11 protein-coding genes are annotated in these 18,261 nt (G+C 60.5%); 7 read left to right on the top strand and 4 right to left on the bottom strand.

Annotated features, from left to right (window positions below; genetic code table 11):
* Positions 1-23 precede the first annotated feature (23 nt).
* Positions 24-986 carry a hypothetical protein gene (locus UIB01_RS09685; protein ID WP_038659461.1) on the top strand — a complete coding sequence of 321 codons (963 nt, stop codon included), beginning with the start codon at positions 24-26 and terminating at the stop codon, positions 984-986.
* A gap of 22 nt (positions 987-1,008) precedes the next feature.
* On the opposite strand, the gene UIB01_RS09690 is transcribed toward UIB01_RS09685, so the two are convergent.
* A complete protein-coding gene (locus UIB01_RS09690) occupies positions 1,009-1,431 on the bottom strand; it encodes a very short patch repair endonuclease (protein ID WP_038659464.1) in 423 nt (140 codons plus the stop codon).
* 29 nt (positions 1,432-1,460) lie between these two features.
* On the opposite strand from UIB01_RS09690, the gene UIB01_RS09695 reads away from it, so the two are divergent.
* The 6 genes from UIB01_RS09695 (at position 1,461) to UIB01_RS09720 (ending at position 11,137) form a co-directional block, all read left to right on the top strand.
* Positions 1,461-3,134, top strand: a complete 1,674-nt coding sequence (locus UIB01_RS09695; protein ID WP_038659467.1) for a DNA cytosine methyltransferase — start codon at positions 1,461-1,463, stop codon at positions 3,132-3,134.
* A 4-nt stretch (positions 3,135-3,138) separates the two neighbouring features.
* On the top strand, positions 3,139-4,590 hold the full coding sequence (locus tag UIB01_RS09700) for an ATP-binding protein (RefSeq protein WP_038659470.1): 1,452 nt from the start codon (positions 3,139-3,141) through the stop codon (positions 4,588-4,590).
* 6 nt (positions 4,591-4,596) lie between these two features.
* A complete protein-coding gene (locus UIB01_RS09705) occupies positions 4,597-7,437 on the top strand; it encodes a Z1 domain-containing protein (RefSeq protein WP_038659473.1) in 2,841 nt (946 codons plus the stop codon).
* Positions 7,421-8,434: a PD-(D/E)XK motif protein gene (locus UIB01_RS09710; RefSeq protein WP_038659475.1), complete on the top strand. Its 1,014-nt coding sequence runs from the start codon at positions 7,421-7,423 to the stop codon at positions 8,432-8,434. The genes UIB01_RS09705 and UIB01_RS09710 overlap by 17 nt, the downstream gene beginning before the upstream one ends.
* The gene (locus tag UIB01_RS09715) at positions 8,434-10,248 is read left to right on the top strand and encodes an AIPR family protein (protein WP_038659478.1); all 1,815 of its coding nucleotides are present in this window, start codon (positions 8,434-8,436) and stop codon (positions 10,246-10,248) included. The genes UIB01_RS09710 and UIB01_RS09715 overlap by 1 nt, the downstream gene beginning before the upstream one ends.
* A 76-nt stretch (positions 10,249-10,324) precedes the next feature.
* Positions 10,325-11,137, top strand: coding sequence for an HNH endonuclease (locus tag UIB01_RS09720; protein WP_038659481.1), 813 nt, complete (start codon positions 10,325-10,327; stop codon positions 11,135-11,137).
* Positions 11,138-11,346: 209 nt separating this feature from the next.
* On the opposite strand, the gene UIB01_RS09725 is transcribed toward UIB01_RS09720, so the two are convergent.
* Genes UIB01_RS09725 through UIB01_RS09735 form a run of 3 tightly spaced genes read right to left on the bottom strand, consistent with a single transcriptional unit; the run spans position 11,347 to position 18,260 of the window.
* Complete coding sequence (locus tag UIB01_RS09725; RefSeq protein ID WP_038659485.1) at positions 11,347-13,083, bottom strand: nuclease-related domain-containing DEAD/DEAH box helicase; 1,737 nt, start codon at positions 13,081-13,083, stop codon at positions 11,347-11,349.
* A gap of 3 nt (positions 13,084-13,086) precedes the next feature.
* Positions 13,087-14,985: a DUF1998 domain-containing protein gene (drmB, locus tag UIB01_RS09730; RefSeq protein WP_230585302.1), complete on the bottom strand. Its 1,899-nt coding sequence runs from the start codon at positions 14,983-14,985 to the stop codon at positions 13,087-13,089.
* Complete coding sequence (locus tag UIB01_RS09735) at positions 14,982-18,260, bottom strand: helicase-related protein (protein ID WP_038659491.1); 3,279 nt, start codon at positions 18,258-18,260, stop codon at positions 14,982-14,984. The genes drmB and UIB01_RS09735 overlap by 4 nt, the downstream gene beginning before the upstream one ends.
* Position 18,261 lies beyond the last annotated feature (1 nt).

Raw genomic sequence — 18,261 nt, forward strand, 5'->3', positions numbered from 1 at the left:
CGGGTATTAGAAGTGGCAGGGCAATGGGATTGACGGTCAAGGTGATGTCGCGGGGCAGGGTGATCGATCGCATTGCCAGCTCCGTACGAATGGAATCGGGTAGTCCGGTCGTTTCCTATCGGGAGCGCCTGTGGCCGGTCGTGGACGGCTGCATCGATTTGGACGAGGGTCATTCCGGGCATGATGCGCACCGGCACGAATGGGCGCAGCTTGTGGAGCGTCTTCTGCCGCAGCCGCTTCCCGAGCGGATCGAACACTGCAACGCTCTGCTGGAAACGCGCTTCAGGGCATCCCTGCCCCGGGGCGTCGTGCAGGCAATCTGCTCCCTGGCATCGTTGCGCCTCGAACGGCAGGCGCGGGAGCTGCTGGTCGACTTTCTAAGCGAGAAGCACGACTCGACGCGCCTGCGCAGGCTTCTCCAGCTTCAGCTGCTTTTCATGGAGCGTACCGGCAGGCCCGAGAAGCCTGCGGTCCCTTCGGCAGCTTCCATCCCGGACGCGGCTGCGGAAGCTCCGCCGGAGGATTCCGACTGGCTATGGGCGGCGGCCGAGGACCCGGTGAAACCGGAGGTTGACGACACGGCACTCAGACGGGCTGCGCAGCAGATGCAGGCGGACATCGGCCGCCACATCGCGCTCGAGTCGGGAGAGGCCATACCGGGCTTCGACGATACGGGCGACGCGTCATGGCCGCAGGAACCGTCCGACACACCGGCGGCCGAGAGCGGATCGGAAAGCGAAAGAAGACTCTTGGAGAGAACCGCGAGGCTCGGCCCGGTGGCGCTGGATCTGCTGAGGTACTTTTCGGACAACCCCGGGGACCATGCGTCCCATGCACAGCAGGTGCTTGGCCACCCGCTCGCGGAAATCAACCGTCTCCTGGCCGGCAGTCTCGGCCACTACGTAAAAAGGGGCTCCGCCGGCGGATGGGAGTGTCACCCATGGACCAGCGATGTGCTCGACGCACTGGACGGAGCGCCCTCATGACATGTGCCGGAATGAACATGCGTCATTCGTTCGGGGATGCGGCCTTCAGCGCCTGCAGCAGTTCGGGCAGCGCGGTCTCGGGTTTCCGCAGGTCGCACTCCCAAACGACGATTACCCTCCAGCCGGCCCCGCGCAGCGCCGCAACGGCGTGTCGGTCCCTCGCCGCGTTGCCTTCGAGTTTGGACGCCCAGAACTCGGGGCGGGTCTTCGGAAGGACTGCGTATCGACACCCCGCATGCCGGTGCCAGAAGCAGCCGTGTACAAATATACAGGTTCTCAGCCGAGGCAGTACAATGTCCGGATTTCCGGGAAGGTCCGCGCGATGAAGCCGGAAGCGGAATCCATGGGCATGCAGAAACCTGCGCACCAGCATTTCGGGCTTCGTGTCCTTCCCCCGTATGGTCGCCATCATGCGCGACCTGCGGGCGGGATCAACTATGTCCATTTCGCCCCATTTCGATACAGCGTGGTTTCATGAGTCGTACTCCACCCATTCAGGTTGTAGATCTCTTTGCCGGCCCCGGCGGTCTCGGGGAAGGCTTTTCTTCGCATGGCAGCGGTGAAACCTTCGAGATCAGGGTTTCCGCCGAGATGGAGGCCTCCGCCCGGTCGACGCTGCGTCTGCGGGCATTCTACCGTCTGCTCAGGCGCGACAAGCCGGAGGCTCTGGACGACTATTACGACTTCTGCGAAACCGCAAACGCGAGTCAGCCCCATACGGCGAGATCGCGCGATGCCTGGATGCAGGCGGATCATGAGGCCCAGCAGCTAGAGCTCGGAACGGAGGAGGGCAATGCCAGGCTCGACAGGATGCTGGAGTCGAGACTGGATGAAACCAAGCCCTGGGTTCTGATCGGGGGCCCGCCGTGTCAGGCCTACTCGATTGTCGGCCGCGCAAGAAACCGCGGCAAGCTCGACTACCGGGCAGAGGATGACCGGCGCCATTTCCTGTACCTTGAGTATCTCCGGATCATTCAGAGCAAGCGACCGGCGGTCTTCGTAATGGAGAACGTGAAAGGCATTCTCTCGTCCCGCGTGGCGGGAGAGCGGATCTTCCCCAAGATCCTCAAGGACCTGTCGGATCCGGAAGCCGCGCTGGGATTGAGCACCAGCGGGCCCAAGTACCGGATCTGTTCGCTGGTAGCGGACTACGTGTACGAGAATGGTGCCGATGCCGACAGCATCGAGCCGGAGAACTTCATCATTCGGGCAGAGGACTACGGCGTTCCGCAGGCGCGACATCGGGTGATCCTGCTTGGCGTTTCCGAGGAGTACGTCGGCGCGCTCGGCGACCATCAGCTCGAGCCGGCGGCCGGTCCGTCAATCGAACAGGTAATCGGACGGCTCCCGCCACTCAGAAGCACGCTGACGCGTCTGAAGGACTCGCCGGACGCCTGGGCTGCGGTGATCCGGGACCATCTCCGCGAGCTGCATCGCGAATGTCGATTGCGGGTTTCCGAGATGCCCGAGCGGGTAAGGCTCGCATCGATGCTCGGCATACTTGCAGACACCTACTCCTCGAACTCGATGTCCAGCGGTGCGCTTCGCGTTCTCAAGCGGGGGGATTGTGACGGCGTTACCGGAACCCGGCTCGACGGGTGGCTGGGAGACGAGCGGTTGCGCTACTGGCTGAATCACGAGGCCCGGGGCCACATGAGTTCGGACCTGCGGCGTTATGTCTACGCGGCGGCGTTTGCCGAAACCTACCAGTATTCGCCCAAGGGCCATCGCGACTTCGACCTTCCCGGTCTCGAGCCCGATCACAAGAACTGGAAAAGTGGAAAGTTCAGCGACCGTTTCCGTGTTCAGCGAAAGGGTTATCCGTCGACCACGATTACCAGCCACATCGCAAAGGACGGTCACTACTTCATCCATTACGATCCCCGGCAGTGCAGAAGCCTCACGGTTCGCGAGGCCGCCAGGCTTCAGACGTTTCCGGACAACTACTTCTTCCTCGGGAACCGCACGCAGCAGTTTCATCAGGTAGGCAATGCGGTGCCGCCGCTTCTGGCGCACCAGATAGCCGACGTGGTCGCACGCATCATCGGTGCCGGGAAGGCGCGCGCGATCGGCGCCGAATCACATGCAGACAGGGAGTCCAGCCTTGCATTCCACCTTCAAGAGTCGAAGTGCGCCGCCCAGGGCTAGCGCGATGATCGAGGCGTTGCGCGGCCTCGGTTACAACACCCAGACCGCGCTCGCCGACATCATCGACAACAGCATTGCCGCCGGCGCGACGGAAGTTCGAATCGATTTCGTCTGGGCCGAGCGGGATAGCCGCATCCTGTGCCTCGACAGCGGCTCGGGAATGTCCGCCGCCCAGCTGGATCGCGCAATGAGACTGGGTGAGCGCAGTCCGCTCGAGGAAAGGGCGGAGAGCGATCTCGGCCGCTTCGGCCTGGGTCTCAAGACCGCATCGTTTTCCCAGTGCCGACGCCTGACGGTTGCGACGATGGGGGCCGACGGACTCCAGTCGCTTCGCTGGGATCTGGATTACCTGGCAAGCAGTACCGATGACGGCTGGCATCTGCTCGAAGGTCCCCACCCGGGTTCGGAAGGCTTTCTGGAGAGTCTTTCCGGCGTTACGAGCGGAACGCTGGTGCTATGGGAAGATCTGGATCGGATAGTCACGCCCGGAACGACCGTGCAGGATTTTCTCGACCTTGCGGATCGGGTCGAACAGCATCTCGGCATGGTGTTTCACCGTTTCCTGGAGGGAAGTCGACCGAGGCTGAAGATCCTTCTGAACGGGGCTCCCGTCAAGCCATGGGATCCGTTCATGACCGACCATCCCGGGAAACCGTACAACCCCCCGGTTTTCAGGCATCCGAGTCTTAGCGGCATTGAGGCGGAATGCCATGTGCTGCCGCACAAGGACATGCTTGCGCCGGAGGCCTTCGAGCGTCTTGCCGGTCCGGAAGGGTGGACCGCGCAGCAGGGCTTCTACGTCTATCGCAATGAGCGGCTTCTGGTCGCGGGCAGCTGGCTGGGACTTGGTACCGGTCGCGCCTGGACCAAGGATGAGGCCCATCGGCTCGCCAGAATACGTCTGGACATTCCGAATTCGGCAGACGCGGACTGGAAGATCGACATTCGCAAGTCGACGGCGAGGCCGCCGGTGTATCTGCGCCAGTGGCTGACCGGTCTGGCAGAGGCGACCCGCTCTCGAGCGCGCAGGGCGTTTGCACATCGGGGGCGGCCGACGCTGATCGGCAACAGGCAGGTGGTGGAGGCCTGGAAGGTCGAAAGGCTGGCGGGCGGAATGCGCTATCGGATCGATCCGGAGCATCCGGCCGTCAGGGCCGTACTCGACGAGGCGGGGCCGCTTCTTCCGATGGTTCGTGCCATGCTGCGCGTGATCGAGGAGTCCGTGCCGGTACAGCGAATCTGGATCGACACGGCCGAAAACCGCGACACCCCCCGTACGGGCTTCGACCAGAGTCCGCCCGACGAAGCGCGCGAGGTGCTGCTGATCATGTACCGCAACATGATCGAGCGAAAGGGGTACTCCCCGGCAGCGGCCCGCGAGCTGCTGAGGTCGACCGAGCCGTTCCATGCCTTCCCCGCACTGATCGATGGGCTGCCAGACAGTCTGAAGGAGTAGTACGCAATGTCCGACGACAACAAATGGAGCGTGGTGAAGTTCGTCCAGGAAATGCTTGCCGGGGAGGCGGACAAGTCGGCGATCACCCCGACACTGATTTCCGGGAAGATCGACATGGTCCTGGCGCTGATGCCCCAATGGGGGGCCGGCCTTGACCGCGCGGCGGTGACCGAGGAGCTGATCCGACGGTTCAGCATCTGGGTCGGGGACGATTCCTCGCTTGTCGATACGGCCGGTCACATTCCGTGGCTGACCCCCGAGCGAAAGGCCGACTGGCGCTACTGGCGACGGTACCGGGAGTGGCAGGAGCAGAAGCTGTCCTGGGAGATTGCCGAGAAGCTCGATCGGAGCACCGACAGCATTCTTTCGAAACTGGAAGACCCGCGCCGTGACGGCCACTGGGATCGCAGGGGCATGGTGGTTGGTCACGTCCAGTCGGGCAAGACCGGCAGCTATACCGGTCTCATCTGCAAGGCTGCCGATGCCGGCTACAAGATCATCATCGTTCTTGCAGGTCTGCACAACAACCTGAGGGCCCAGACGCAGATGCGGCTGGACGAGGGCTTTCTCGGGTACGAGAGCAGTCCGGTGGAGGGGGCCGGCAATGTCGCCATTGGGGTCGGAAAGATCGATTCGTCAGCTGCACTCCGCCCACAATACGTGACCAACCGCTCCGAAACGGGCGATTTCAACACCAGGTTCGTGAGGAATCTCGGCGTGTCTCCCGAGCAGAAGCCGTGGCTGTTCGTCGTCAAGAAGAACAAGACGGTCCTGACCCGGCTGCTGGCGTGGATTCACAGGCACGTGGCCGAGAGCACGGACCCCGAAACCGGCCGGCCGCTCGTTACCCACCTTCCGCTTCTGGTAGTCGACGACGAGGCGGACCACGCATCGGTTGATACGGGCGAAAATGTGGTCGACGAGAACGGGGCTCCGGATCTGGATCACCAGCCGACCGCCATCAACAGTCTCATACGCCAGATACTTCATTCCTTTTCCCGCAAGGCCTACGTCGGCTACACGGCTACGCCGTTCGCAAACATCTACATCCATGAGCATGGCGAGACGGTGAAGGAAGGCCCCGATCTGTTTCCGGCGGCTTTCATTACCAATCTCGCTGCGCCCTCGAACTATGTGGGACCGTCCCGCGTCTTCGGGCTGGCCAGCGAAGATGGCCGTTCCGGTGCACTCGATCTCGTTCGGTGCGTAAGCGACCAGTGCTCAAGGGACGGAAAATTCGGATGGATGCCGGTGAGCCACAAGAGCACGTATGTACCCGCGATTGACGGTTGCGACCGGATACCCGATTCGCTGCAGGAAGCCATCAACGCCTTTATCCTCTCGTGCGCCATTCGACAGCTTCGAGGGCAGGGCGGCGAGCACAGCTCGATGCTCATCCACGTCACGCGCTTCAACCTGGTTCAGCAGCACGTCCACAGGCAGGTGGGCGACTATGTACTGCATCTCAGGCAGCGGCTGAGGCGTCGGATCGACCATGAGAAGTGCCTGAGCGCCCTTCGCGACCTCTGGAACAGGGATTTCGTTTCCACTACTGCCGCCATCGCAGCGCAGAGCGGTCTGGACACTCACTACTCGGCGGACGACTGGACTGCGATCGAGGCAATCCTGGCCGATGTGCTCGAGCAGATCGATGTCCGGATGATCAACGGAACTGCCAAGGATGCGCTCGACTATGCGGACAGCCCTACGGGGCTGAAGGTAATAGCCATCGGCGGCGACAAGCTGGCACGGGGGCTTACCCTGGAGGGGCTCTGCGTGAGCTACTTCCTTCGCGCATCGAAGATGTACGACACGCTGATGCAGATGGGCCGCTGGTTTGGCTATCGGCCCGGCTATCTGGACCTGTGCCGGCTGTACACCACGGACGATCTGGTGGAGTGGTTCGAGCACATCGCGGATGCAGCCGAGGAACTCAGGGCCGAGTTCGACTACATGATCGAAAGTGGACTGACGCCCCGCGACTACGGGCTGAAGGTCAAGTCGCATCCGGTGCTGATGGTGACGTCTCCGCTGAAGATGCGCACGGCCAGGACGCTATACCTTTCGTTCAGCGGCGAGGTGGTGGAAACGGTGGCCTTCTTCACGGATCGCGAGAAGGTGGAGCGCAATCTGGCAGCGTTCCGGACGCTCGAGGCCACCCTCGGGGCGGCAGGGGCAATTCCCGACCAGGACCGGGACGGCAGGACCGACAGCTGGAGCGGTGCCTGCTGGCGCGGCGCATCCGCGCAGCCGGTAATAGAGTTCCTCCGTTCCTACGAGACCCATCCGGACTCCCGGAAGGTACGAAGCGATCTGCTGGCCGACTTCGTCGATGAAATGAGCCGTGCCGGCGAGCTCACCGAGTGGACGGTAGCGGTTGTCGGCGGCGGCGTGGAGAGGATCGAAGTCGTCGGAGGGCAGGAGGTGAGGAGGATGAAGCGACAGAACAATGCGTCCGAACCGGAGAAATATTCGATCGGGCGTCTGCTGTCGCCAAAGGACGAGGCACTGGATCTGGATGAGGCAAGCTGGTTGGCAGCGCTCGAGCTGACTCGAAAAAACTGGAAGCCCGATCCGGGACGGTCGAGGGGACGAACGCTGCCGGATAGCCCGAGTGGGCCGTATCTAAGGCGCATCAGGGGGCTCGGTGGCGAAGGCATTCCGCCACATCCCGAACGCGGGCTGCTCCTGATCTCGCTGCTGGATCCAAAAGACTCCGGAATTGCGAACCTCGACCAGCCGGTGGTTGCGTTCGCCATCAGCTTCCCTTCCAGCAGCAAGGGCAAGTCAGTGCCCTATGTCGTCACCAACCTTCTTTGGGAGCAGCAGTATGGCGGCAGCGACTAGCAGGGAGATCGAGGCGGTCTGGCGAGCACTGTCGGGCAACCGGTCGACGCCGGGGTGGCATTCGATCGAGCTTCTCGGTACCGGCAGCTTCCGCGTCAGGGCCGCCCGGCATTCGCCCGGCAACGAGGAGGCCGTTCTCGTTGGCTTCTCGAAGACCAGAGTTGCCCCGAATGCTCAGCTTCCCCAAGGCCGCGGCTTTCGCATGGAGCGGGCGACACTGGGCGAGGCGGGAGGGACGCATCAATGGCTTTCGGTTGTTCGGCAGCCCGCCGGAAGTCTCGAGCTTTTCGCGGCGGTCGCGGCCGACATCTGTGGACTGGTCCTTTCTCTCGCAAGCCTTCCCGAGGAGGTCGTGTATCAGCGGCTGCTCGGGCGTGTGCGCGGCTGGCAGGAGTTCATGCGCAGGGGGACCGAGGGGCTGGGTGCCGAAGCCGAGCTGGGACTGGTCGGGGAAATCCATGTGTTGCGGGATCTTCTTGACGAGGGAATGCCGCTCTTCACGGCCGTGGATGGCTGGAAGGGCCCTCTGGACGGACTGCACGACTTCCGGCTTGGAAGCGGGGCCATCGAAGTCAAGTCCACCCTGGCCGCCGAGGGGTTCCCAATCCGCATCGCATCACTGGATCAGCTTGACGATGCCCAGTGTTCCCCGCTGCATCTGTGTGCGTTGCGGTTCGCTCAGGATGACGCTGGTGCCTCGCTGCCCGAGCTTGTGATGCAGTTGCGCAACCGCCTGGATCCCGACCCGACAGCGCTGAGGTTGTTCGAGCGGGCGCTGGACCATGTCGGTTATCTGGACATGCATGCCGAAGGCTATACCCGACGCTTCTCCGTCATCGAGGTTCGACTTCATCTCGTGAACGGCGAGTTTCCCCGCCTGACGCCCTGCAACGTGCCGCCTGCCGTGCGACGCGCAAGCTACGATCTCGACCTCGGTCTCGTCCCGGCCGGCAAGGACAACCTTGCGGCGGTGCTGGCCCAACTTGGAGCTGTCTGATGGAACTTCTGGACTTTCTTCTCGACACGCAGGCCTCCATACGGGACGAGGTCGCAAAGGAACTCGTTCCCGGCGAGGCTCCCGTTCCTGCGGAAGCCGTGTTTTCCTCTCACATCATGACCCACATGGCCGACCAGGGCATTACGTTCGAGCCCACGTCGTGCCACTACGAGGCAAAAATCGGCAACAGCAAGGTAAAGGTCAGCGGTTACGCGGTTTCCGATACGACGGATGAACGGGGCAACCCGGACAGACTGGATCTGTTTGTAAGCCTCTACCGCGGAGCCGAAACGCTTGAGCAGATCCCTGATGCGGAGGTCGGGAGGGCTGCCAGGCTTGGACTGCAGTTTCTGAAGTTCTCGGCCTCGGGAAAGCTGTCGCGGGAGCTGGACGAGACCAACGACGTCTATCCGCTTGTGGTCGAGGTTGAACGGATATTCGAGTCACTGGACGACATTCGGATCTTCGTCATCACCGATGCGCTTGCGAAGACGAGAGCCTATGCGCCTCAGGCTGTCGAGGGAAAACAGGTCCGGCTGGAAATCATGGACCTGCAGCGGCTGTACAACCACTGGCAGCAGGGCCGGGCGCGCGATGAACTCGTGGTGAACTTCCGCGATCTGTGCGGGACGGCCCTGCCCAGCGTCTGGGTGCCCGGCGGGGAAGGGGACGAATACGACTATGCGCTGACGGCCATACCGGGCGAGGCATTGCGTCATCTGTACGACAGGTTCGGCCCCCGAATACTCGAGGCCAACGTTCGTTCTTTTCTGGGCGTGAGCAGCAAGGGCGTCAACAAGGGGATTCGGGATACCCTGCGGGATTATCCTGATCGGTTCATGGCCTACAACAACGGGATCGTTGTCGTGGCGGACGCCGCTCAGCTGGATCGCGCGTCCGACGGATCCGTTGGGATTCTCTGGCTGCAGGGCATGCAGATCGTCAACGGAGGCCAGACCACCGCATCCATCTACTTTGCGAAAAAGAAGAACGCCGATATCGACCTGAGCAATGTCCGCGTTCCCGCCAAGATCATCGTGCTGCGTGACGGGCAGGCCGATGACGAGGAGCTGATTGCGAACATCTCCCGATATGCCAACAGCCAGAACGTCGTAAGACAGTCCGATCTGTCCGCGAACAAGCCGTTCCACCGGGAACTCGAGCGAATCTCCATGCGGACCTACTGCCCGGACGGCGTTGGGCGATGGTTCTATGAGCGATCTGCGGGCAGCTACAAGGTCATGCTGGAGAAGGAGGCGGCGACGCCGGCACAGCGCCGGAAGCTCCAGGCCGCCATTCCGCCCTATCGTCGCCTCACAAAGCCGGACCTGGCCAAGTATCTGTTCGCCTGGGAACAGAAACCCCATGTGGTAAGCCTTGGAAGCCAGAAAAACTTTCAGGCTTTCATGGATTCGCTTGCCGACCGGGAGCTGGCCGGCGAGAACGTGGTTCCGGATCAGGACGACTTCAAGCGGATGATTGCCAAGGCGATTCTGTTCAAGGCCGCCCACAAGACGATTCGTCCGCTTTTTCCGGCGTTCCAGGCGAACATCACCGCCTATACGGTCTCGATACTCGCCATGAAGGCCGAAGACCGCTTCGACTTTCGGCGTGTCTGGCAGGAGCAAGCGATATCGCCTCAGCTCCAGCGGCAGATTGCCGACTGGGCGGTCGAGGTCAACGAGGCGCTGCATCGCGGGTCCGGCGGCAGGATGATCTCGGAGTGGGCCAAGAAGCCCGAGTGCTGGACCAGAACGAGGGATGCCGACTACTCGCCCCTGCAGCAGGGCATACCGGAGATCCTCGGTGCCTGAACATAGGTCGGACCAATAACGGTGGGCCTGCCGGCCTGCACCGAGATTGAGCTGTGGGGCGAGAGGAGAGGTGAGAATGGAACTAAAAGGAACGCTGGACCTGTTTCGACTGGCCCCTGGAGATTGCGTATCGAAGCGCAATCTCTTCGACCTCATTCAGCATTCGAAGGTGGCGGGCTCCAGCTTCTGGAGTGGCGAGGACCTGAAAATCGGGAACACGCCGCAACAGGGAATCAACTGGGTTGGGGCCCTGCCGGCATGTCGAGCCGTCATCCTGAAGACGCGACCGGGGGCATACGCGGACGATGGATGGTCGGACAATGAGAAGACCGCCTACCACTATTCATTCAAGGCCCGCGATGGCGTCATTTCACATGCCGAGAAGGCGAACGCCGTTCTGATCCATCAGCCCGTGTACCGATATCCGATCCTTCTTTTTACGGAGGCTGGGAGCTCCTGGTCATACGAAGGGGCGTTCGACGTTTCGGCCATTGACGATCGATTCGTAGTACTTGTCAGGAATCGCATGATCGTTGAATCGGACACGAGCCTTTCGGAAGAGGGGGCCGACTACCGGGAGGGTGGCCTAAGGTATGTAACGCACCTCATGGCAGAACGGAACAGAGAAGTCGTCAGGGCGCTGAAGGGTCGCTTCACCTCGGAGTGCGAAATCTGCCGTCAACGCTTCTCGGCGCGCTATGGCGTCGAGTGTATAGAGGCGCACCACAAAATGCCCATATCAACCTATTCCTCGGAGCACGCCGTAAGGTTCGAGGATCTCGCTCTGCTCTGCCCGAACTGTCATCGCGCGGTGCACATTTACATGAAGAAATGGGATCTCGAGTACCCGGAAATTTGCGAAAGATTGGTGGGCTGGCTTGCAGGATAATTCACGTCAGCTCGACCGGCGAGCTGCTCCAAGTAACTGGAGAACGCCGACATTGGAGGGGCGGGCAGAAACTCCAGTTCCGAGCCGGCTTCAGCAGACGCTTTATCGCTCAAGCCGCTTGGAGCCAGAGCAGAGTTACTTTTCCGCGGTGGCACCAGTGCGAGGAACAATCGGCGGCCTCCCGCTGCGTCATGCACCGAGCCATGCCATTAGGAGTGCACGTTGTCAATTATTCGCTGTGCATAGGCGGCAGCCTGTTTTGCGTAGATTCCCTTGGCAGCCTCGGGGAGAAACACGTGGAGCAAGGTTCTGGCACGTGAGAGGCCTGCGTAGTGCAGCATCGAACAAAACTCCTGCCCGATATCGGCCATATCGATCGCGATGACGACGCGACGCTCGAGACCCTTGAACGCATGCATCGTGGAGAACACCATATCTCCGGGTAACGACTCGGCTGCATCTACCAATGGCACTCCTCCGATCTCCGTTAGGGCGGAAACGGAAGAGTTTTCTCTTCGCCTGGTCGACAGGATCGCAATGTCGCTCGGCAACACGTCCTGGTTGTGTAGTTGGGCAACCAGATCGTTTAGCCGTGAAATCAGATCTGGATGATCACGATAATAAACATTCGCACACTCGGGACCTTCCGGTGCACCGATCAGCGCCAGGTCAATCCCGGAAACAATCGATCCCTGGACTGCCACCTGCCGGGTGTTCCGGCAATTTTCGAACAGATCGTCGTACGCGGGCTGTGCTTCCGAAAGCCGCCGTTCCACCAATTCTTGGATCTCGCTCCCATATATATTCTGCATGCGATCGAAAAAGATGTGCCAACTGCCTCTGTTTAGGCCTGGCCCACCCAGGATGTAGTCGAATGCGTCTAGATTTTGAGGGGTTAAAAGGTCCTGCGCTTCATCGACAATGAGCGCATCCCAAGCCGCAAGGTCACACTCGATGGCAGCCTCTAGGAACACAAGCGGAAAGACTTCGGCGAACAAATGGTGCTCATCCGTTGCGTCAGAAAGTCTATTTTCAAGACCGGCGCGCCCAATGACCTCCCGATATAGGGCATGCACATGCTGGATATCGATGCGCGCTCTGATTGGGTCTCCTTCCAGTGTCAGACGCAGATGCTTCGCCAGCAAATTGTTGAAGCACAAAACCAACACTCGTTTGCCCTGCGCTGCCAGCTGTCGCGCCCTTTCCATCGCGATCACCGTTTTGCCAGTACCAGCCTGGCCCCGGACGATAGTTCGTGGGTTGGCTGCCATTCGGCGCGATACTCGTATCTGATCATTTGTTAGCCCTAGGAGCTCGGCATCAATACCTGTCAGGTAGCTCCCTAGGCTGAATGACGATTCGACATCCGGACGCAATATGCGTCGTGCTAGGTCAATGTCTTCCTTGGTAGGTAGTCGTGGCTTTCGTCCATGCCTGCTTTCGTACACTTGAGACCAGTGCCGTTCGAGCCTCCCAATATAGAAACCCAAGCTCTTATCGAACTCACGTTTGTCGAGCAACACGGCTTGCTCGATTTCGGCGCCAGTTGTGGTAAATCGCTCGTTGGGCATGACTACGCCGAAGCCCATCAGCAGATGATTAAATCTGGTATCTGCCTCGCTCAGACGATTTCGCACTGCGAACATTGTTCCTTTCGCTTGCGTCCAAGGGTCTTCCTTCTTGCTATAGAACTGTCGAGCAGGGTCGCCGAACAACCAGATGCCGTCCGTGCAGGATACCTTCCCGCCCTTCACTTCGAGCGCGAAGAAACCCTTCGTTGAGAGCACGACAATGTCAGCTTCCCCCCAAATCTTAGTCGCATGCCCGTGCAGTCCCAGCGAGTGCATGACTACCCAAGTGCTATCCAAGTCGCGCCCAAGGCGCTCGTATACGATGCGCTCGCTATATGGGCACTCTTTGGGTTGTTCCGGAATAAGGATCGCCATCTGTTACTCTCTAGCCGCATCAGCAAAGAATCCCGACCACTGAACAAGGCCCGCGACCGGGGCGGAGCCGACAAGCATGGTACGATCCAATTCCCGATTAAACTTCTCGCAGGCCGTTTCAGGGACCAGCAGGCAACAGTGACAGGCCGCACCACTGACCCTTTCTCCAGATTGTTCCGGTTCGGTTTCCAGGCACACGGGGTCGCTGCCACACCAGCGCGCCGACCGAATAGCCCGCATGACGACCTTGGTCAACTGCGCGCGGTCCGCCAAGCGTACAAGCCCGCCGAGGCTACCCTCAGAGTCTGGAGATCCCGTATAGATCAGCACACCGTTCATGGGGCCCAGTGCCCCATCTCCCTCGCTTACGTAGAGTCGTTCGCGTAATGAGGAGGATGAGTAGCCGCAGTCCACCGAGATGGTACGAATCAATGCATGGGCGAAGGAGTGCACCAGGAGCAATCGGGCCGTAATCGGGTACTCGCGTTCACGACCTCGCTCGGATGCAACCGCAGCGGAGCGATGGTCCAGTGCTGCAACCCGCTCCGTCAGGCCGGGATTGGCTTTAACCCAGTCATCGATTGCATCCGTACGGAACCGAAGAAAGATTCCTTCTCCGCGTATCTCCGCCGCTGGCAACCAGTTTCGAAGCGTTTTTGAAATCGGTGCAATCGCACCCTTGGTCAATGCATCACGCATACGTTCCGGACTAACCGGATAGGGCTCCACTCGTGTGAATCCCGCCAGCGCACGCACTTCGCGCAGACGAGATACGGCACCGATGATATCGAACCACTTCGATAGTGAATCCGGCGCAGCTTCCACCCTGTTGCAGAATTGCGGCATCACGCCTGCAAAAACGGCATCGTCGCGGTCTCTGGAAAGTGCTTCGTACTCCTCCCGCCGCGAGTCAATCTCCGTTCGCCCGGACGGGTCTTCCAGCATCTTCTTTTTTTCCCTGTACGCGATCAACAAGGCGGTTTGCTCAACGCCAAGGGACTCGGCAATTCCGATAAGTGCCGGAATAACTGCTTCCTCTGGCAGAGCACCCAGAGAAAGCCACTGATCAGTTATGACTTGAAAGGCCGCTTCAGATGCGGGCGGGATCGACAGTGCCGATGCAACGACGGGGAAGTGCACATTGGATGCGCCGCGCTGGATCACTCGTGGCGCTGCATCGCAGCCTTCCTGGCGGTCATGCAGCCACGGACGACTGCCTCGACAACTTTGACCCTTCATGGCTTCAGGACGAAAGGCATCGCCCAGATATTCCTTGGCTCCGCAATTCTTGCATCTCACATACAGATCGGCCAGGGCGGCGGACCTGGCTTCAGACCTCAGTTCCAGTGTAGGCCGGTCGCATGACCCCTTATGACGATGTGCCCACCACTCCCATGGGAAGTCATCAATGTGCCCCTTGGTACATGCAATCACAAAACGTACGGGCGTCGTGAGAATGGGCTTGGAGTGCGCTCGGCATTCGAGTTCGCTGCCGTTGGCTGCCAGCTCGAATGGGGTGCCCTCCTGGCCGATTCGAAGGCACTGCGGGCATTGGTGCCATTTGGGGAAACGCACGACAGGCACTGCGTGCTCGGGGTCTACCTGACGTGTCGGCTTTAGCTCGACGGCAATGGGCGCAAGGCGGAAATGATCAACGCCGAGCAACACCTGCAGGCGATCCTCTCCAATCGAGAGAGATGGCAGCCTGGTCACACGCTCCCAATCCTCCAAGCCCATCGGCATGTAAGAGCCCTTTTCAAGATCGACAATGGCTCCGATACCGTACGTCGTTATCAACTGGGATCGGCGGACCCGCCCCACCGGCTCGACTCCACCGGTTCCTTGGGCAGCCGAAACTGCGCTGGCCCCTCTCTTTGAGGTTCGGTTGAAGGTCGCCATCATTTATCTCCTGTCCTGCGAGCAATTGTCTTCAGCACGAAGGCGGAGGAAGGCTCTACTTCCCGCATCGATCCGGGGGTCGGCCAAGCCTGTCCTGCGCCGCCCGTGCTTTCCTCGGCAGAACACATGAGGTGGGGCGATGTTCGGCCAAACGGTGCCGCCTTCTTCCAGTATCGCAACCGGCCTCCCGCAGCCTTCACATTCTCCGCCTGCAGTTCCCAGTGGTCCACGATTGCCTGGAGGCCGGTCAGGGTCGCGTCCTCTTCTGTTCCATCAGTAGCATCGGAGGCTCTTGTTAGAATGTGATCCAGCAAGCGTTGGACCTCGGGAGCATCTGCGTCGAACTGGAGCGCGTCCTCGTCGCGGTCCATGCCCGGCACCAGATGTCGAACCACAGATGCGACGACCGCGTGCAGTGCCTTGTCTCTGGCCCTAGGGGCCCAGGGTGTGACACTGGTTGCTTCCACACTGCGATAGAGCGCGCTGTGGTAACTGCTGAAGTGTTCAAAATGTGCGAGATCTCTGGGGCGGCTAAAATTGTAGAGCGTAAAGACCAGACCTGGCCCATTTCGCCCTACACGGCTGCTTGCTTGTATGTATTCTGCTGTGGACTTGGGTTGCCCGTTGACTACCATCAGGCCCAGCCGAGATACATCGACACCCACCGATATCATGTTCGATGCAAGTACAGTGTCTTCCGGCTGCTCGTTAAACTCGCCTCGCGCTAACCCCTCATGGAAGTCGTGAAGCGAGGCTGACAAGGCCTGCAAAACTCCAGGCAGCTCACGCGAGGACTTGCGGCTGCTGAGTTCGACGGGCTGGCTCTCCAACTCTCGACGCGACGCACCAAGACGTGCGGCCAGAAAATCCATCTGGCGTGGTACGTCGTCCTGCATGAGCACATGTGCACCACCCAACTCCCGCAGGCTGTTGAAGTAGGCGACGCATGTCCAATAGGCGTCTATTGCGCGATGGTCTGCGATGCCCCGCTCCACCAGCGTGTGTGCCGCCTGAAGCAATGCAGCCACTAAAGCCTGCAGGGCAAACTTCGGGCTTCGCCCGGCAGTAGGTAGACCGAGATAAAGCCGATCTGGTCCAACCGTGTCGCGTACGGCGAAAAATGAGTCGTCCGCGTCGAAGCCCGGTGGGGGAAACTGAAGCACGGAGCGGTCAAACAGCGCGCGCACCTGAGCAGCTGCCTGGCCGATAGTTGCGGTTGAACCAATTATCTTCGGCCTCACAACTCCGCGAGTGCAAAGCATGTCGATGGCCGTCTCGTATAGCCCCGCCATCGAGCCCAGGGGACCGGAAATCAGATGCAGTTCGTCCTGAATGATCAAGCCAGGCGGCTCTCCGCCGTCTAGGCCAAACAGCGCGCGCATCCTTGCAGAGCGGGGTATCTGGGCAAACTTGTCGATGGTGCCGATAAGTAGCGACGGTGGTGTTTCGAAAATGGTTTCGTCTACCGTGAGAATCGGCAGTGGGCTGCCCTGTGTTTCACATCCGTCGGTCTCGCAAACGATATCGATGCGAGGTTCCGTTGGGTGAGGGCGGAACGCGCTTGCGTGGAGACTCCCGCCGCAAACGGGACAATGAAGCAATTGTCTAGGGGTTGAGACCGGCTGCCGACCCAGTCGCTCCTCTGCAAGTACTTCACGTGCCTTTTCCATTCCATTCGGCGTACTGTCATCCCCAACATACAGTCCGAGGCTGATGCGTGCTTCACCCAAGCGGGTGTCGTGCTGGCGCATGAATTCGCAGGCGGTGATCAGCGCAGCCGCACGCTGGAACTGTTGCACCGTCAGCAGACGCAATGTGTATCGCATCAGAACATCCACGCCGCCCTTGCGGCAGACGACGGGGCTTACGAGGCGGCGATAAAAGATCTGGAAGGCCGTTAAGGCTAGATAGGCTTCTGTCTTGCCTCCTCCCGTCGGGAACCACAGCAGGTCCATGCACGTGCGGTCTTCACGTTCTGGGTTCACCAGACCGGGCAGGACCAGCAACATGAACCCCAGCTGGAAGGGACGCCACACAAGGGGGCGCGCCTTGTCACCCTTTGATGCATAGCGTGACTGCCTGTCCATTGCCTGATTTGCCAAGGCAAAGGCCAGCCAGGCGGAATCATCCTGTCTGAGCAGCAGTACACCGTCCCGCATGCGTCGGTGGGCGGACTGACAGCGTTCAAGATTGAAGGAGGCAGCCTTGGCTAGCGAACCGTCGAAGTTCGCGAGGCGCGGGACAAGCGATGAGTGGATCCATCGCTCGTAGTTCCCCACGAACGAGGTCAGGGCTCGGGTAACTGCGGCGCGCTCGTGCTCCTGTGCCAGGAATGCCGCGCTTAGGCCGCCGGGCTCGTTCGCCACAAAGTCTTTTAGAAGCGTATGCCCATCGGGACTGGTTCCTCGGACATGCGCCGATGGCAGCCAGGCGGTACCCACTTCTTGGACGGCATGTCCAGCGTGCTCGTCCCACACAGCTGCTACGCCATGCCCAACTGCAAATTCATGGACATCGCGATACAGCAGGGCGTTGCAGAGCGCGTCTTCATCCCCATCCTCGATCGGGGCGGTCCTGCGCGGCTGGATTGCCCCCTGTTCGCCATCGACGGCGCGGACTATCAGGCCAGCTTGGAATAGGCAGCTGGCGTCGCGCTGGGCATCATCATTGCCGCTCGCTTCATTGACGAGGGTAAATGTGAGGACTGACTGCCCATCTGTGTGCCGCAGTCGCAATCGCAGGGAGAGGTGATCATCTCTGACCCTGTTGCCGGAGGCATCCATAAACTCATTCAGCGTAAAATCGCCAGGAGCCTGGTCGGCTGGAATCGAAACCGAATAGCCGAGAACCCTGCGGGCCCAGCCACGACGTGGCATTCCGGCTGAAGATGGATTTTCTTTCACGCCTTGGTTTGGCTCTTCGGTACCGAATACGACAGGAAAATACCGAGCTGTCTGCCCGAGCGAGACTTCTACCGGCACGCCCTGCTTCACGGACAGGGTCAGGCCGATCGAGCAGGGACGAATGGCGCGATACCCTGGTATCCCCTGCTCGATAATGGAGGCGGTGCTGCCGTCGCCGCTCCTTGCGTCGGCGGTCGCGTCACCATCATCCGCTTCTGCTCCAACGGGTGTTCCGCGTGGCCAGAGAATGCCTGTAAGGTAGGTGTCGACCGGCGCGGACGTCAGGACCTCGTCAGCCTGCAAAGGGCCCTGCAGCAGCGCGGTGGTCATCTCAACGATGGCTGTGCGAGCGAATTCCTTATTTTGCTTACTCATC

Origin of the sequence: Stutzerimonas decontaminans, assembly GCF_000661915.1 — a bacterium.
Taxonomy (GTDB): Bacteria; Pseudomonadota; Gammaproteobacteria; order Pseudomonadales; family Pseudomonadaceae; genus Stutzerimonas; species Stutzerimonas decontaminans.

Bases quoted from the DNA above. Each gene is read 5' to 3' on its own strand.
- drmB (WP_230585302.1), bottom strand. From the start codon at position 14,985: ATGATGGCGACCTTCAACCGAACCTCAAAGAGAGGGGCCAGCGCAGTT.
- UIB01_RS09725 (WP_038659485.1), bottom strand. From the start codon at position 13,083: ATGGCGATCCTTATTCCGGAACAACCCAAAGAGTGCCCATATAGCGAG.
- UIB01_RS09695 (WP_038659467.1), top strand. From the start codon at position 1,461: ATGAGTCGTACTCCACCCATTCAGGTTGTAGATCTCTTTGCCGGCCCC.
- UIB01_RS09715 (WP_038659478.1), top strand. From the start codon at position 8,434: ATGGAACTTCTGGACTTTCTTCTCGACACGCAGGCCTCCATACGGGAC.
- UIB01_RS09705 (WP_038659473.1), top strand. From the start codon at position 4,597: ATGTCCGACGACAACAAATGGAGCGTGGTGAAGTTCGTCCAGGAAATG.
- UIB01_RS09710 (WP_038659475.1), top strand. From the start codon at position 7,421: ATGGCGGCAGCGACTAGCAGGGAGATCGAGGCGGTCTGGCGAGCACTG.
- UIB01_RS09735 (WP_038659491.1), bottom strand. From the start codon at position 18,260: ATGAGTAAGCAAAATAAGGAATTCGCTCGCACAGCCATCGTTGAGATG.
- UIB01_RS09690 (WP_038659464.1), bottom strand. From the start codon at position 1,431: ATGGACATAGTTGATCCCGCCCGCAGGTCGCGCATGATGGCGACCATA.
- UIB01_RS09685 (WP_038659461.1), top strand. From the start codon at position 24: ATGGGATTGACGGTCAAGGTGATGTCGCGGGGCAGGGTGATCGATCGC.
- UIB01_RS09700 (WP_038659470.1), top strand. From the start codon at position 3,139: ATGATCGAGGCGTTGCGCGGCCTCGGTTACAACACCCAGACCGCGCTC.
- UIB01_RS09720 (WP_038659481.1), top strand. From the start codon at position 10,325: ATGGAACTAAAAGGAACGCTGGACCTGTTTCGACTGGCCCCTGGAGAT.